The organism is Klebsiella sp. AqSCr (genome assembly GCF_008452795.1).
Taxonomy (GTDB): domain Bacteria; phylum Pseudomonadota; class Gammaproteobacteria; order Enterobacterales; family Enterobacteriaceae; genus Klebsiella; species Klebsiella pneumoniae.
Map to the genome: position 1 here is coordinate 3,511,555 of NZ_MJDM01000005.1, position 12,643 is coordinate 3,524,197.

Sequence of the window (12,643 nt, forward strand, 5' to 3'; positions counted from 1 at the left end):
CGCCTGCCGCACGGTGCCGCTTATCGATACCGCGGCGCAGGCTGTCCGGTTCGCGCGCTGGTAAACAGCGCCACTCTGGACTGCTCAAAAGTCTCCCACAGTCCCAGGTCATGAACCGGTGGTAAGGTGACCTGTTCCCCCATCTCCAGCCCCCTGAGAGCGGCGTCAACCAGATCCTCGGTGGTCATTACCGTGCCGCTGGGCAGAGCGTCCAGCGCCACGCCGGAGGTCGGCCACAGATCGGTAGCGGTCGCCGCCGGCAATACCGCCTGAATACGCACGCCGCTGTCGGCAAACTCCTCCTGCAGGCCGCGGGTGAAGCTCAACACCCAGGCTTTGCTGGCGCTGTAGACTGCGCTGCCCGGCAGCGTATGCAGCGCGAGGATAGAGGCAATATTGATCAGCGTCCCCCGGCGTCGTGGGGTGAAAGCGGCCAGCGCGGCATAGCTCAGACGCAGCAGCGCGGTGGTGTTGAGCGTATGAATCGCCTGGTGCTCGCGTGGCGTACTGGCGAGAAAACCCGCCAATTTCGCGGTGCCGGCGTTGTTAATGAACAGGTCGATGGCGGGATCCTGCTGCAGACGCTGCTCTACGGCGGCAATCCCGTGCTCTTCGCTAAGATCGGCTTTGAGGATGCTTGCCTGGATGGCGTAGCGCGCCTGCAGCTGGTCGGCGAGCGCCTGCAGACGGTCTTCACGACGGGCGGCGAGGATCAGGTTGTAGCCGCGGGCGGCGAGTCGTTCGGCATAGATCGCGCCGATACCTGAGGACGCGCCGGTGATAAAAGCTGTGTGCGATGGTTGGGTCATGAGAAATGCCTCGTAAAAGGTTGCATTATTAAACCAAATTCAGCATGAGATATTAGGTTTAATAATGCAACCATTTTGCCAGGACTTTTTCATTTTTGCCTGTCGCGGGCAGCGTTTAGTCGTTCAGCGGGATAGCGATGGTGATGTCCGCCGGGGCCAGCTCACGGCCATCTGCCGCCTGCAGGACCAGCTTACGCAGGGGCTGGCGCTGCTGGCGGTCAATGAGCCGGGTCGCCGGTTCGTCAGGATCGAACAGATAGTCGTCTGCCCACTGGGAGAGGGCGACCAGCACCGTTTGCAGGGCACGGCCCTTATCGGTCAGGACATACTCCTGCCAGGCGCTGCCGTCGGAGGCCGGCTGCAGGCGCAGGATGCCTTCATCCACCAGCATTTTCAGCCGCCCGGCGAGCATGTTTTTGGCGATACCGAGGTTTTTCTGGAATTCGCTAAAACGGCGCACCCCGCGCAGAGCATCGCGGACGATCAGCAGCGACCACCAGTCGCCGATAACGTCGAGGGAGCGGGCGATAGGGCAACAGCTGTTTTCCAGACGGGTACGTTTCACGAAAGCCTCCAGGTTAATTGTTTCATTATAAAACTCTTTGCCTGGCAGGGGAAATTTTCGGCTACGGTCTAAGTTTGCGAGCGATTACCAGGAAAAATGTCATAAATCCGGCACAATTAACGCGATGATAATAAATGACTAAGGATGAAGGGATGAAAAAACGTCTACTTGCCGCCGCCGTTGCCGGCGCGGTGATGTTATCCGCTGGCGCTCAGGCGCAGGACACGGCCGCCCCGGAGGGGTATCAGCTGCAGCAGGTGCTGATCATGAGTCGTCACAACCTGCGTGCGCCGTTGGCCAATAACGGCAGCGTGCTGGAGCAGTCCACCGCCAAGGCCTGGCCGCAGTGGGATGTGCCGGGCGGCCAGCTGACCACCAAAGGCGGTGTGCTGGAGGTGTATATGGGCCACTATATGCGCGAATGGCTGGCGCAGCAGAAGCTGGTGACCAGCGGCGAGTGCCCGCCGGAAAACGCGGTTTATGCCTACGCTAACAGCCTGCAGCGCACCGTCGCCACCGCGCAGTTCTTTATCACCGGCGCGTTCCCGGGCTGCGGCATCCCGGTGCATCACCAGCCTCAGATGGGCACCATGGACCCGACCTTCAACCCGGTTATTACCGACGACTCCCCGGCGTTTCGCGAGAAAGCGCTGCAGGCGATGGAAAAAGAGCGCCAGGGAATGCAGTTGACCGAGAGCTACAAGCTGCTGGAGACGATGATCGATTACCGCAACTCACCCTCCTGCAAAGAGAAGAAGGTCTGTTCCCTGAGCGAGGGTAAAGATACCTTTAGCGCCGGTTATCAGCAGGAGCCGGGAGTGTCCGGACCGTTGAAGGTTGGCAACTCGCTGGTAGACGCCTTCACCCTGCAATATTATGAAGGCTTCCCGAAAGATCAGGTGGCGTGGGGGGAGATCGCCAGCGATAAGCAGTGGCAAGTGCTGTCGAAGCTGAAAAATGGCTATCAGGATAGTCTGTTTACCTCGGTGGCGGTGGCGCAAAACGTCGCCAAACCGCTGGTTAAATATATCGATAACGCGCTGGTGGGCGAGGGAGCCAGCAAGGCGAAAGTCACGCTGCTGGTGGGACACGACTCGAATATCGCTTCGCTGCTCACCGCCCTGGACTTTAAGCCCTATCAACTGCCCGGCCAGTATGAGCGCACTCCTATCGGCGGCAAACTGCTGTTTCAGCGCTGGCATGACAGCGCCGGCAATCGCGATCTGATGAAGATTGAGTATGTCTATCAAAGTACCGAGCAACTGCGTAACGCCGACGCGTTAACCCTGCAGGCCCCGCCGCAGCGGGTCACTCTGGCGCTTAACGGCTGTCCGGTTGATGACCAGGGATTCTGCCCGCTGGAGACCTTTAAAAAGGTGATCAACGAGGCGGCGAAATAACGAAAAAAACCCGGAGCACTCCGGGTTTTTTTAGCAGGTTAGGATGAGCCCAGGTGGGGATAAACCTCCTAGACGTTTTTACGCTCAATCGTCTGTTCGCCCCAGAACAGGCTGTCTTTATCGGTTTTGGCAAAGGCCAGCGCCAGCACTTCGTCGCTGCCTTCCTCCCAGATTTGCTCCGCCAGTTTCTCATCGTAGTGGGCGACTTCGAAAATCGCCTCGGCAATTTCCGGTGAGGTGTTACGTAAACTTGCCCATTCGCCGACGCGATGTGCTTTTGCTTCTTGAGTTGGCATAGTGCTCCTCCTGCAGAAGATTAGCCGTGCAGTTTAACGGCCAGTTTGGCGACATGTTCACCCTGATAGCGGGCGATGGCTAACTCTTCCTCGCTCGGCTGCCGCGAGCCGTCGCCGCCGGCGATGGTGGTTGCGCCATAAGGGGTACCGCCGCGTACCTGGGAGATATCGAATAGCTCCTGGGCGCCATAGCCGATCGGGACGATGATCATGCCGTGGTGGGCCAGCGTCGTCCAGGTCGAGGTAATGGTTTGTTCCTGGCCGCCGCCGGTACCGGTTGAGCTAAATACGCTGGCGATTTTGCCATACAGAGCGCCGGACGCCCACAGACCGCCGGTTTGATCGAGGAAAGTACGCATCTGACCGGACATGTTGCCGAAGCGCGTCGGGGTACCAAAGATGATGGCGTCATACTCTGCCAGCTCCTGCGGCGTGGCGACGGGCGCGTTTTGCGTTTTCCCGCCTGCTTTGGCGAATGCTTCAGCCTGCATGGTTTCCGGCACGCGCTTCACAACCACCTCAACGCCGTCCACCCGGTTCGCCCCATCGGCGACGGCGTGAGCCATGGTTTCAATGTGTCCATACATGGAATAATAAAGCACCAGAATTTTAGCCATTTCCATCACTCCTCGGTTGCATTATAAGCCAGCAAAATAGCTGGTACCTTTAAAGATAAAGCCTCCGCCGGAGAGTGCAAATCCAACGGGCATTTGTTTGATTTATAACAAAATGACAAAGCGTTATTTACTTTTCCTTGCACCGCGCGGCCTGAAAGGAAGTGAAGGAGGAAGCGTTGCGCCTGCTATTTTGGCCGCTGCGGCGAGGATGTAGCATCAGGATACATTTTTGCTGACTATTTTTTCTTCGCCAGCAGAGTCGGTTAGAAGCTGTTCGCGGCGCGAGGAAGCTTTTTTCGCCTGGCTTTGTTTCTGGATATTACATTCGCCGCCGTCAGCCGCAGTCATTCACTAACCTTATAGATACGCGGCAGGACAGCGGCGTCGCCGCTCCCGCGTAATGCACTATGATGTCTAACCTAATGGAGGTCAGTAATGGCAAACCATCGTGGCGGTTCCGGCAACTTTGCTGAAGACCGTGAAAGAGCATCAGAAGCAGGACGTAAAGGTGGCCAGCATAGCGGGGGGAATTTTAAAAATGACCCTCAGCGCGCCTCAGAGGCTGGCAAAAAAGGGGGTAAAAACAGTCATGGTAGTCGTGAAAGTTAACGCGCGACTCGCACTGTTCTCTTTGATGCGGTGTTAATCTCCCCGACCCAACCGCATCGCCCTCGCCGCCGGCATCTGCCGGCGGTTTTTTTATCTGTCGGTGGTTGCGCTCCCGCCGGGCGGATTGCACACTGGTCGCCCGTTAATCGTCATGGCTGTCTTATGTCTTCGTTAAAATTCTCCGTTAGCCGCCAGGAAGCGCTCCTTATCATGATCACCATGTTCTGGGGAGGGACGTTCCTTGCCGTACAGTACGCGGTGAGCCTCAGCGGGCCGCTGTTTTTTGTCGGTTTGCGTTTCGCGACCGCCGCGCTGGCGGTGGGCCTGCTTTCGCTGCGCACTCTGCGCGGTCTGACGTGGCTGGAGGTGAAGGCCGGGGTAGCGATTGGCGTGGCGATTGCGCTGGGGTATGGCCTGCAGACCTGGGGACTACAGACCATCTCCAGCAGTAAATCTGCCTTTATCACCGCGATGTATGTGCCGCTGGTGCCGCTGCTGCAGTGGCTGTGCCTGGGACGTATGCCGGGGGTGATGTCCTGCGTGGGGATTGTGCTGGCCTTTATTGGTTTAATTCTGCTGGCCGGGCCGGAAAATAATCTGCTGGCGCTTGGCGTGGGGGAGATGATCACTCTGGCAAGCGCGGTGGCGATCGCGGCGGAGATTATCCTTATCAGCGCCTGGGCCGGAAAAGTCGATGTCCGCCGGGTGACGGTGGTGCAGCTGGCGACCGCGTCGCTGGTGGCTTTCGCCGCCATGAAGCCGGCAGGTGAATCGGTGCCGTCGTTGACGCCGGCCCTGCTCGGCGTCGCGCTGGGGCTGGGGATTTTCAGCGCGATCATTCAGGTGACCATGAACTGGGCGCAGCGCAGCGTCTCGCCGACGCGGGCCACCCTTATTTATACCGGTGAACCGGTATGGGCCGGTATTTTTGGCCGGCTGGCCGGTGAGCGTCTGCCGCTGCTGGCCCTGCTCGGCTGCGTTTTGATCCTCGCGGGAGTGCTGGTGAGCGAGCTGAAGTGGAAGCGCAAGTCGCCGCCGCAGGTTTCCACAAACGACGATGCGCAGCCGCTCGCTGACCTGGCCGATCGCCGCGAGCCATAATATTTTCCTTCTGACCCGACAGCGGCGCTTATCCTGGCTGGTACTCGTCCGGCTCTGATTGTCTCCAGGCCCGTGCCAGCGCAGCGCCGCCGGGCGATGGCATCAGGCACGGCGTCGCTTTTATGCCGGGTGGCGGCTGCGCCTTACCCGGCCTGCGTTCGTACGACCTGTCGTTAATTTATTCACCATTGTTGCTGAAACTGCCGGTGCTGACGGCCTCAAAATCGCTGAAACATTCCCGGAAGGCCGTGGCAGTCTCCAGGCCCGGCAAGCGCAGCGCCGCCGGGCGGTCAGGTTCCGTGCCCGTGGTGGTGCCGGATGGCGGCATAAATGCCTTATCCGGCCTACAGGATCACACCACCCAGGCCCACACCGCTCCCTGCGCCAACGCCGCGCTAATGTGGCTTACACCGGCGTTACCCTGGCCTCCTTCGCCTCGCGCGTCCCGCGATGAAGCAGCGCGTGCAGCAGGATCGCCCCGAAGGTGGCCGTGCCAATCCCGCCCAGCGTAAAGCCGCCCAGCGACAGCGCGAAATCGCCGGCGCCCAGCACCAGGGTCACCGACACCATGATCAAATTGCTGTTTTGACTCAGATCCACCCGGTTTTGCACCCAGATCCGCGCCCCGGCGACGGCAATTAAGCCAAAGACCACGATCGAGGCGCCGCCGATTACCGGCGCGGGAATGGTGTGGATTAATGCGCCGAACTTCGGCGAGAAACCCAACAGCATGGCAATCAGCGCCGCGGCGACAAACACCAGCGTTGAGTAGACCTTGGTCACCGCCATGACGCCGATGTTCTCCGCATAGGTGGTGACCCCGCTGCCGCCCACCGAACCGGAGAGCATGGTCGCCAGCCCGTCGCCGACGAAGGCGCGCCCCATGTACGGGTCCATATTGCGCCCGGTCATCCCGGCGACGGCCTTCAGGTGCCCGAGGTTCTCGGCCACCAGGATCACCGCGACCGGCGCAATCAACATCATCGCCTGGCCGTTAAAGGATGGGGTGGTAAAGTGCGGCAGCCCGAACCACGTCGCCTGGGCGAGGGGGGAGAAGTCCAGCGGTTTGCCAAGGCCCAGGCCGTTAGCCAGCAGGGCGTACAGCGCGCAGGCGACGATCAGGCCGACCAGGATCAGCAGTCGCTGCAGCATCCCGCGGGTAAATACCGCCACTATGCCGATGCAGAGCACAGTTAACACTGCCATCCAGCTGTCGAAGGCGCTGGCGGAGACGCTGCGCACGGCAATCGGCGCCAGGTTCAGGCCGATAGCCATCACCACCGCGCCGGTCACCACCGGCGGCATCAGGCGCTCGATCCAGCGGGTGCCGATCTTCATCACCACCAGACCAATCAGGGTGTAGACCAGCCCGCAGGCGATGATCCCGCCAAGGGCGACGCTCAGATGAGGGTTCAGCCCCTGGCCGTTAAAGCCGGTAATGGCGATCACCACCCCGACAAAAGCGGCGCTGGAGCCGAGATAGCTCGGCACCCGTCCGCCGGTGACGACAAAGAACAGCAGGGTGCCGACGCCCGACATCAGAATAGACAGGTTCGGGTCGAGCCCCATCAACAACGGCATCAGCACCGTCGCGCCGAACATCGCAACGGCGTGCTGCACGCCCATCACCAGCGTTTGCCCGGCCGACAAGCGTTCATCGGGGGCGACAACGCCGGATTCGGCGGCAGGAGAGGTCAGCTTCCAGCGAGGAAAATCGAAGAGTGCCATGATGATATCCCGGGTTAAAGGTTAACAAGCGGGTCGCATAAGCGTGTGATAGCCGCGGTCAAACCACATCAGTCCCCGGGGCTCCGGGTGACGGGTAATGGCCACGACGTGACAAAACAGAATGTCGTGCGTCCCGACGCTGACGCGCTGGTCGATGCGGCAGTCAAAGCTGACCAGAGCCGCCTCCAGCCGCGGACAGCCGGTGGCGCCGGTCTGCCAGTCGGCGGCGGCAAAACGCTCGTCCATTGCCGTTTTACCGCCAAACAGCGTCGACAGGGTCTCCTGTCCGGCCGCCAGGGTATTGACGCATAGCGTGTGGTGTTCGCTGAACACCGGCCACACCGAAGCCGAGCGGTTCAGGCAGACCAGCAGGGTCGGCGGCGTGTCGGTAACGCTGCAGACCGCGCTGGCGGTGAACCCCGCCCGGCCCGCCGGGCCATCGGTGGTAATAATGTTAACCGCGGCGCCGACGTGGGCCATGGCGTCACGGAAACTCGCTTTGTCCGTTAACTCCATCGTAAACTCCTTATGCCAGCAGGCAGGCTTCATCAAAGGACAGACGCGGCAGGCGGCCGTACAGCTTGCCGGGGTCGCCATAGCCGATGTTCACCAGCAGGTTGCTTTTCCAGCCGTTGTCGGCAAAAAATGCCGCGTCGACTTTTTCCCGGTCAAAACCGGACATTGGCCCGGTGTCGAGGTCCAGCGCCCGGCAGGCAAAAATCAGATACGCCGCCTGCAGGGAGCTGTTGCGAAACGCGGTCTCTTCCGCCAGCTGCGGGCTGGAGGTAAACCAGCTGCGGGCGTCACCGTGGGGAAACAGGGTCGGCAGCCGGTCGTAGAAGGCGCTATCCCACGCCACGATGGCGGTCACCGGCGCCTGCATGGTTTTCTGCAGATTGCCGCTGGAGAGCGTCGGGCGAAGTTTCTCTTTGCCTTCCGCGCTGCGCACGAACACGATGCGCGCTGGCGAACAGTTGGCGGAAGTCGGCCCCATTTTCATCAGGTCCCAGACGGCCTGCAGCTGCGCATCGCTCACCGGCTTATCCAGCCAGCCGTTGTGGGTCCGGGCCTGGGTAAACAGCGTCTCGCAGGCCGTGTGGTTTATCGCGTCGTTCATCGGGTCTCCCTGGCGACCGGCAGCATAGCGGACAGCCCGTCGCGTAAAATGGTATTAAAGGTATCGGCGTCGGTGACGTTACAGGCATGGCCGCCCCACGGCATTTCCACGAGCTGGCTGCCGGGGATCGCCGTCTGCAGCACGCGGGAGCAGGAGGCGGGGACCAGCAGGTCGTCAGCGGCGCTGATAATCAGCGTCGGGCAGGCGATGGCCGACGCACGGCGTGAAAAATCAGCCTGCTTCAGGGCCTGCAGCCGCTTCAGCAGATTCTCTTTGCCCTGAAAATGGCTGATGGCAAGCGCATCTTCCGCTTCGAGGCGCGGCAGGCGCGCGGCCATCCATTCCGCCGGGTAGAGAAATAGCGGCTGCGCTTCGACCCACGCCTGCGCGCCGCCGGCATGCAGCAGACGCTCGCGCACCTGGAAGCAGCGGCGGGTATGCGGCGACAGCGACAGCCAGCCGTTGACCAGCGCCAGGGCGCTCACCGCCTCGGGGCGATCGAGCGCCAGCTGCAGGCCAATCAGCGCCCCCAGGGCGTGGCCCACCAGCGCGAAGCGGGCGATCCCCGCCGCCTGCAGAGCGCTGAACAGCTCCCCGGCCATCGTCGCCAGGCTGTAGCCGGCGGGCAGCGGACCGGCGTTCTCCCCGGTCCCGTTATGGTCATAACTCACCAGCTGATACTGTTCCTCCAGCGCCGCGCGCTGCGCCAGCCAGTAGCCGCCGCCCCCGCCCAGACCGGCGCTGAGGACCACCACCGGCGCGCCGGGCCACGGAGCAGGAGCAATATTGAGCCTCATCATGTCGGGGTACCGATATGGGCGACGCTGGCGATTTCCACCAGCGCATCGGGCTTCACCAGTCCGCACTGAATGCAGAAGCGCGCCGGTTTATCGCCGGGGAAGAACTCGGCATAGACCTCGTTAATCGCGGCGTAATTTGTCCAGTCGGTGATAAAGATGCTGTTGAAAGTCACATCCGCCATACTCCCGCCCGCCGTTTCGATAACGCTCCTGATGGTCTCCAGCACGTGGCGGGTTTGCGCCTTTGGGTCGCCGATGTGCACCACATTGTTTTGCTTATCAAACGGCAGGGTGCCCGAGACGTAGACCACGCCATCGGCGAGCGTCCCCGGAACAAAGGGGGCAATCGGCGCGGTGGTGCCTGGCGGAATAATCACCTGTTTAGGCATAACGTTTCTCCTTGGCTAAAGTCAGCGGGGTGGCGGGGGACAGCGCGTGGCAGAAGCTCTCGACGTCGCTGACCCAGCCGAAAAAGGTTTCAATATTGAACAGCGCCGCCTGCTGGGCGAAGGCCGGGCCGGCCTGATGGGTGGCATCCTCCAGCACGATGCCGAAGTATTCGAGAAAGAAGCCATCGCGCAGCGTCGATTCGACGCAGACGTTGGTGGCGATCCCGGTGAACACCAGGTGGCGTATGCCGCGGCTGCGCAAAATGCTGTCGAGCGGGGTGTTAAAGAAGCCGCTGTAGCGCGGTTTCGGCAACACGATATCGCCTTCCTGCGGCGTCAGCTCGTCCACCAGCTGATAATCCCAGCCGCCTTTCGCCAGCAGCTTGCCCTGCAGCTCCGGACGCTGACGCATCGTTTTCAGCGCGTTGGATTTGTGATAGTTCGGCGAGCCCGGGCCGCCGGCTTCAACATACTGATCATCCCAGCCATTCTGGAACCAGATAATCAACATACCCGCGGCGCGAGCGGCGGCGACGGCGGTATTAATATTGTCGATAACCGGCCGGGTAGCGGAGACGTCAAAGCCGGCGAGATCCAGATAACCGCCCTGGCTGGCGTAGGCGTTCTGCATATCGACCACAATCAGCGCGCTCTGCTGCGGCGCGAAGGTCAGGGATTCCGGGCGAGCGGGAAGGGTAATCATCAGGCCACCTCACGGGTAACAGAAGCAATGTGGTTCCGGCAGCGCATCAGCGGCTGAATGCGTTCGCCAAAGGCGTCAATGCCGGCAAGAAAATCATCAAAAGTCAGCAGCACGCCGTCGGTGCCGGGCACGCTCGCTACTTCATCAAGCATACGGGCGACGCTGGCATACGATCCGACCAGGGTGCCCATGTTAATGTTGACCGCCGAGGTGGGGTCGGCCATCTGGCGCACGTTGGTATCACTGCCGGAGCGGGTATCTTTCTGACTCTGCTCGGTGAGCCACGCCAGCGCTTCTTCATCGGCGCCCGCTTTGTAATGTTCCCATTTGGCGCGCGCCGCCTCGTCGGTTTCGTCGGCGATCACCATGAACAGCACATAGGACCCCACGTCGCGGCCGGTTTTTTCCGCCGCCTGCATCATGCGTGCGGCGGTCGGGGCAAAGGCCGTTGGCGTGTTGACCCCTTTGCCAAAGCAAAAGTTGTAGTCCGCATGCTGGGCGGAGAAGGCCATCCCGGCATCGCTCTGCCCGGCGCAGATCACCTTCATCGGCTGCGACGGGCGCGGGCTGACCCGGCAGTCGTTCATGGTGAAGTAGTCACCTTTGAAATCGCTGCGCCCGGTGCCCCACAGGTCACGGAGCACCTGGACGTATTCGGTGAGATAGTCATAGCGGCTGGCGAAATAGTCATCTCCCGGCCACATGCCCATCTGGTCATATTCCGGTTTTTGCCAGCCGGTCACCAGATTGACGCCAAACCGGCCGCCGGAGATGGAGTCGATAGTGGAGGCCATCCGGGCGACAATCGCCGGCGGCAGCGTCAGGGTGGCGGCGGTGGCGTAGATCTGGATCTTCGAGGTCACCGCGGCCAGGCCGGCCATCAGGGTGAAGGACTCCAGGTTGTGATCCCAGAATTCAGTTTTCCCGCCGAAGCCGCGCAGTTTGATCATGGAGAGCGCGAAGTCGAAATGGTAGTGCTCGGCCTTCTGCACGATGGCCTTATTCAGTTCAAAGGTCGGCATATACTGCGGGGCATGGGTGGAGATCAGCCAGCCGTTGTTGCCAATGGGAACGAAAACACCAATTTTCATACCTACCTCTCTGCAGTCATGGAAGATGGGTTGCGATGGTGCGGCATCCTGCCTCTCCCTGGACCACCTCGCAGAGAAGGTAAAGCAAAGGCGATGCCAGTTTTATAAATGCTAATGTTATTAATGTGTTACTTTTGAGTTGCTAAAAAGGACGATAAAAAAGTGGACTGGATGGTCAAAATCAGTGCACGAAAAAACGGCAGTCATGCGCAATCAGGGTGCATGGGGTCGTGTCGGCGCAGGGCTTTTGCTATGCTGGTGGCGTCAACTGAAGGAGAGGATGTATGGCACAGGGCGCGGTGAAGAAAAGCGGCAAACGTTCACAAGCGGTCAGCGCCAAAAAGGAGGCCATCCTGGCCGCCGCGCTGGAGGCATTTTCGCAATTTGGTATTCACGGTACGCGGCTGGAGCAGGTGGCTGAGCGCGCCGGGGTATCGAAAACCAATCTGCTCTATTACTACCCTTCGAAAGAGGCGCTGTATGTGGCTGTCCTGCAGCAGATCCTCGCCATCTGGCTGGCGCCGCTGAAGGCCTTTCGTGAGGATATCAGCCCGCTGGTGGCGATCCGCGAATATATTCGCCTGAAGCTGGAGGTGTCCCGCGATCACCCCCAGGCCTCGAAGCTCTTCTGCCTCGAGATGCTGCAGGGGGCGCCGCTGCTGATGGGCGAACTGACCGGGGATCTGAAAGCGCTGGTCGACGAAAAATCGGCGATAGTCTCCGGCTGGATCGACCGCGGCAAGCTGGCGCCGGTCGATCCACAGCATTTAATCTTTATGATCTGGGCTACCACCCAGCATTACGCCGACTTCGCCACCCAGGTGGAGGCGGTCACCGGCGCCACGCTGCAGGATGCGGCCTTTTTTGAACAAACGGTCGATAATGTCCAGCGGATGATTATCGAAGGCATTCGCGTCCGTTAATTGGCGGGCGGCAGCGGGCAGCTTTGATCGCCATCCTCGCACTGTAGCAGCGAGGCGAGGAAAGACTCCCGCTCCACGCTCTTATCGGTCATGCACTGGCTGACCAGCATTGGCTGCATGCTGCCGCCTTCGGCGCCGGACGCGAGAAAGGCGCAGTCGGCGTCGCGTAAGGCGATCCATGCCTGCTGCGCCTGCTTCAGTAATGTTTGTTGTTTACCCACCGCCCGCTGCAGGGCCTGCTGCCAGGTGTCGTTCAGTTTTTTATCGGCCGCCTGATACTGCGCAGCCGCGCACTGATTCATTTCGGTTTGGGTGTTGGCGCTGCTGCACTCGTCCGCCAGCGCCGCGCCGCTGGCCAGCAGGGCCATCACGGCAAATAACGTGCGTTTCATTGTTCTGCTCCCATAAAAAAGGCTCCCGTCCGGGAGCCTTAATTAAACACAGCTGACGTCGGCTGTCATTAGCTGATCGCAGCGCAGACTGATTGCCCGGATG

The 12,643-nt window shown here is 60.7% G+C and carries 17 protein-coding genes; 4 read left to right on the forward strand and 13 right to left on the reverse strand.

The window, feature by feature from the left end; translation table 11 throughout:
• Nucleotides 1–20: 20 nt before the first annotated feature.
• Nucleotides 21–809 (reverse strand): SDR family NAD(P)-dependent oxidoreductase, encoded by a 789-nt coding sequence (locus BHE81_RS21085; protein WP_004214503.1) that lies wholly within the window; start codon nt 807–809, stop codon nt 21–23.
• Between the two features lie 115 nt (nt 810–924).
• Nucleotides 925–1,374 carry a winged helix-turn-helix transcriptional regulator gene (locus tag BHE81_RS21090; RefSeq protein ID WP_004141456.1) on the reverse strand — a complete coding sequence of 150 codons (450 nt, stop codon included), beginning with the start codon at nt 1,372–1,374 and terminating at the stop codon, nt 925–927.
• Nucleotides 1,375–1,526: 152 nt separating this feature from the next.
• Between BHE81_RS21090 and agp the strand changes: the two genes are divergently transcribed.
• The gene (gene agp, locus BHE81_RS21095) at nt 1,527–2,774 is read left to right on the forward strand and encodes a bifunctional glucose-1-phosphatase/inositol phosphatase (protein WP_004183618.1); all 1,248 of its coding nucleotides are present in this window, start codon (nt 1,527–1,529) and stop codon (nt 2,772–2,774) included.
• A gap of 68 nt (nt 2,775–2,842) precedes the next feature.
• On the opposite strand, the gene BHE81_RS21100 is transcribed toward agp, so the two are convergent.
• The 3 genes from BHE81_RS21100 to BHE81_RS28325 form a co-directional block, all read right to left on the reverse strand.
• The gene (locus BHE81_RS21100; RefSeq protein WP_002898701.1) at nt 2,843–3,070 is read right to left on the reverse strand and encodes a YccJ family protein; all 228 of its coding nucleotides are present in this window, start codon (nt 3,068–3,070) and stop codon (nt 2,843–2,845) included.
• A 20-nt stretch (nt 3,071–3,090) separates the two neighbouring features.
• Complete coding sequence (gene wrbA / locus BHE81_RS21105; protein WP_002898704.1) at nt 3,091–3,687, reverse strand: NAD(P)H:quinone oxidoreductase; 597 nt, start codon at nt 3,685–3,687, stop codon at nt 3,091–3,093.
• A gap of 216 nt (nt 3,688–3,903) precedes the next feature.
• Nucleotides 3,904–4,035, reverse strand: a complete 132-nt coding sequence (locus tag BHE81_RS28325; RefSeq protein ID WP_032409988.1) for a hypothetical protein — start codon at nt 4,033–4,035, stop codon at nt 3,904–3,906.
• An 87-nt stretch (nt 4,036–4,122) separates the two neighbouring features.
• Between BHE81_RS28325 and BHE81_RS21110 the strand changes: the two genes are divergently transcribed.
• Both BHE81_RS21110 and BHE81_RS21115 read left to right on the forward strand, forming a co-directional pair.
• Complete coding sequence (locus tag BHE81_RS21110) at nt 4,123–4,296, forward strand: general stress protein (protein WP_002898708.1); 174 nt, start codon at nt 4,123–4,125, stop codon at nt 4,294–4,296.
• Nucleotides 4,297–4,458: 162 nt separating this feature from the next.
• Nucleotides 4,459–5,397, forward strand: coding sequence for a DMT family transporter (locus BHE81_RS21115; protein ID WP_004199515.1), 939 nt, complete (start codon nt 4,459–4,461; stop codon nt 5,395–5,397).
• Between the two features lie 405 nt (nt 5,398–5,802).
• Here BHE81_RS21115 and rutG read toward each other — a convergent pair whose 3' ends face one another.
• From rutG to rutA, 7 genes are read right to left on the reverse strand one after another with little or no spacing between them, the layout of a single operon-like run.
• Nucleotides 5,803–7,125 carry a pyrimidine utilization transport protein G gene (rutG, locus tag BHE81_RS21120; protein WP_023302077.1) on the reverse strand — a complete coding sequence of 441 codons (1,323 nt, stop codon included), beginning with the start codon at nt 7,123–7,125 and terminating at the stop codon, nt 5,803–5,805.
• 21 nt (nt 7,126–7,146) lie between these two features.
• On the reverse strand, nt 7,147–7,641 hold the full coding sequence (gene rutF, locus BHE81_RS21125) for an NADH-dependent FMN reductase RutF (RefSeq protein ID WP_002898812.1): 495 nt from the start codon (nt 7,639–7,641) through the stop codon (nt 7,147–7,149).
• 10 nt (nt 7,642–7,651) lie between these two features.
• Nucleotides 7,652–8,242, reverse strand: coding sequence for a malonic semialdehyde reductase (locus BHE81_RS21130; protein WP_004179287.1), 591 nt, complete (start codon nt 8,240–8,242; stop codon nt 7,652–7,654).
• Nucleotides 8,239–9,042: a pyrimidine utilization protein D gene (gene rutD, locus BHE81_RS21135; RefSeq protein WP_004893054.1), complete on the reverse strand. Its 804-nt coding sequence runs from the start codon at nt 9,040–9,042 to the stop codon at nt 8,239–8,241. Before rutD ends, BHE81_RS21130 begins: the two co-directional genes overlap by 4 nt.
• Complete coding sequence (gene rutC, locus BHE81_RS21140) at nt 9,039–9,431, reverse strand: pyrimidine utilization protein C (protein WP_002898877.1); 393 nt, start codon at nt 9,429–9,431, stop codon at nt 9,039–9,041. Before rutC ends, rutD begins: the two co-directional genes overlap by 4 nt.
• Nucleotides 9,424–10,134, reverse strand: a complete 711-nt coding sequence (rutB, locus tag BHE81_RS21145) for a pyrimidine utilization protein B (RefSeq protein ID WP_023302076.1) — start codon at nt 10,132–10,134, stop codon at nt 9,424–9,426. The genes rutC and rutB overlap by 8 nt, the downstream gene beginning before the upstream one ends.
• The gene (gene rutA, locus BHE81_RS21150; protein ID WP_004179293.1) at nt 10,134–11,225 is read right to left on the reverse strand and encodes a pyrimidine utilization protein A; all 1,092 of its coding nucleotides are present in this window, start codon (nt 11,223–11,225) and stop codon (nt 10,134–10,136) included. Before rutA ends, rutB begins: the two co-directional genes overlap by 1 nt.
• Nucleotides 11,226–11,509: 284 nt before the next feature.
• Between rutA and rutR the strand changes: the two genes are divergently transcribed.
• Nucleotides 11,510–12,148, forward strand: coding sequence for an HTH-type transcriptional regulator RutR (gene rutR, locus BHE81_RS21155; RefSeq protein WP_002898883.1), 639 nt, complete (start codon nt 11,510–11,512; stop codon nt 12,146–12,148).
• Here the strand turns inward: rutR and BHE81_RS21160 are convergent.
• Nucleotides 12,145–12,540, reverse strand: coding sequence for a lysozyme inhibitor LprI family protein (locus BHE81_RS21160; RefSeq protein WP_002898886.1), 396 nt, complete (start codon nt 12,538–12,540; stop codon nt 12,145–12,147). The genes rutR and BHE81_RS21160 overlap by 4 nt on opposite strands.
• Nucleotides 12,541–12,643: the final 103 nt, after the last annotated feature.

Bases quoted from the DNA above. Each gene is read 5' to 3' on its own strand.
- rutG (WP_023302077.1), bottom strand. From the start codon at position 7,125: ATGGCACTCTTCGATTTTCCTCGCTGGAAGCTGACCTCTCCTGCCGCC.
- BHE81_RS21110 (WP_002898708.1), top strand. From the start codon at position 4,123: ATGGCAAACCATCGTGGCGGTTCCGGCAACTTTGCTGAAGACCGTGAA.
- wrbA (WP_002898704.1), bottom strand. From the start codon at position 3,687: ATGGCTAAAATTCTGGTGCTTTATTATTCCATGTATGGACACATTGAA.
- rutR (WP_002898883.1), top strand. From the start codon at position 11,510: ATGGCACAGGGCGCGGTGAAGAAAAGCGGCAAACGTTCACAAGCGGTC.
- BHE81_RS21160 (WP_002898886.1), bottom strand. From the start codon at position 12,540: ATGAAACGCACGTTATTTGCCGTGATGGCCCTGCTGGCCAGCGGCGCG.
- agp (WP_004183618.1), top strand. From the start codon at position 1,527: ATGAAAAAACGTCTACTTGCCGCCGCCGTTGCCGGCGCGGTGATGTTA.
- rutA (WP_004179293.1), bottom strand. From the start codon at position 11,225: ATGAAAATTGGTGTTTTCGTTCCCATTGGCAACAACGGCTGGCTGATC.
- rutC (WP_002898877.1), bottom strand. From the start codon at position 9,431: ATGCCTAAACAGGTGATTATTCCGCCAGGCACCACCGCGCCGATTGCC.
- BHE81_RS21100 (WP_002898701.1), bottom strand. From the start codon at position 3,070: ATGCCAACTCAAGAAGCAAAAGCACATCGCGTCGGCGAATGGGCAAGT.
- BHE81_RS21085 (WP_004214503.1), bottom strand. From the start codon at position 809: ATGACCCAACCATCGCACACAGCTTTTATCACCGGCGCGTCCTCAGGT.
- BHE81_RS28325 (WP_032409988.1), bottom strand. From the start codon at position 4,035: ATGACTGCGGCTGACGGCGGCGAATGTAATATCCAGAAACAAAGCCAG.
- BHE81_RS21130 (WP_004179287.1), bottom strand. From the start codon at position 8,242: ATGAACGACGCGATAAACCACACGGCCTGCGAGACGCTGTTTACCCAG.
- rutD (WP_004893054.1), bottom strand. From the start codon at position 9,042: ATGATGAGGCTCAATATTGCTCCTGCTCCGTGGCCCGGCGCGCCGGTG.
- rutF (WP_002898812.1), bottom strand. From the start codon at position 7,641: ATGGAGTTAACGGACAAAGCGAGTTTCCGTGACGCCATGGCCCACGTC.
- rutB (WP_023302076.1), bottom strand. From the start codon at position 10,134: ATGATTACCCTTCCCGCTCGCCCGGAATCCCTGACCTTCGCGCCGCAG.
- BHE81_RS21115 (WP_004199515.1), top strand. From the start codon at position 4,459: ATGTCTTCGTTAAAATTCTCCGTTAGCCGCCAGGAAGCGCTCCTTATC.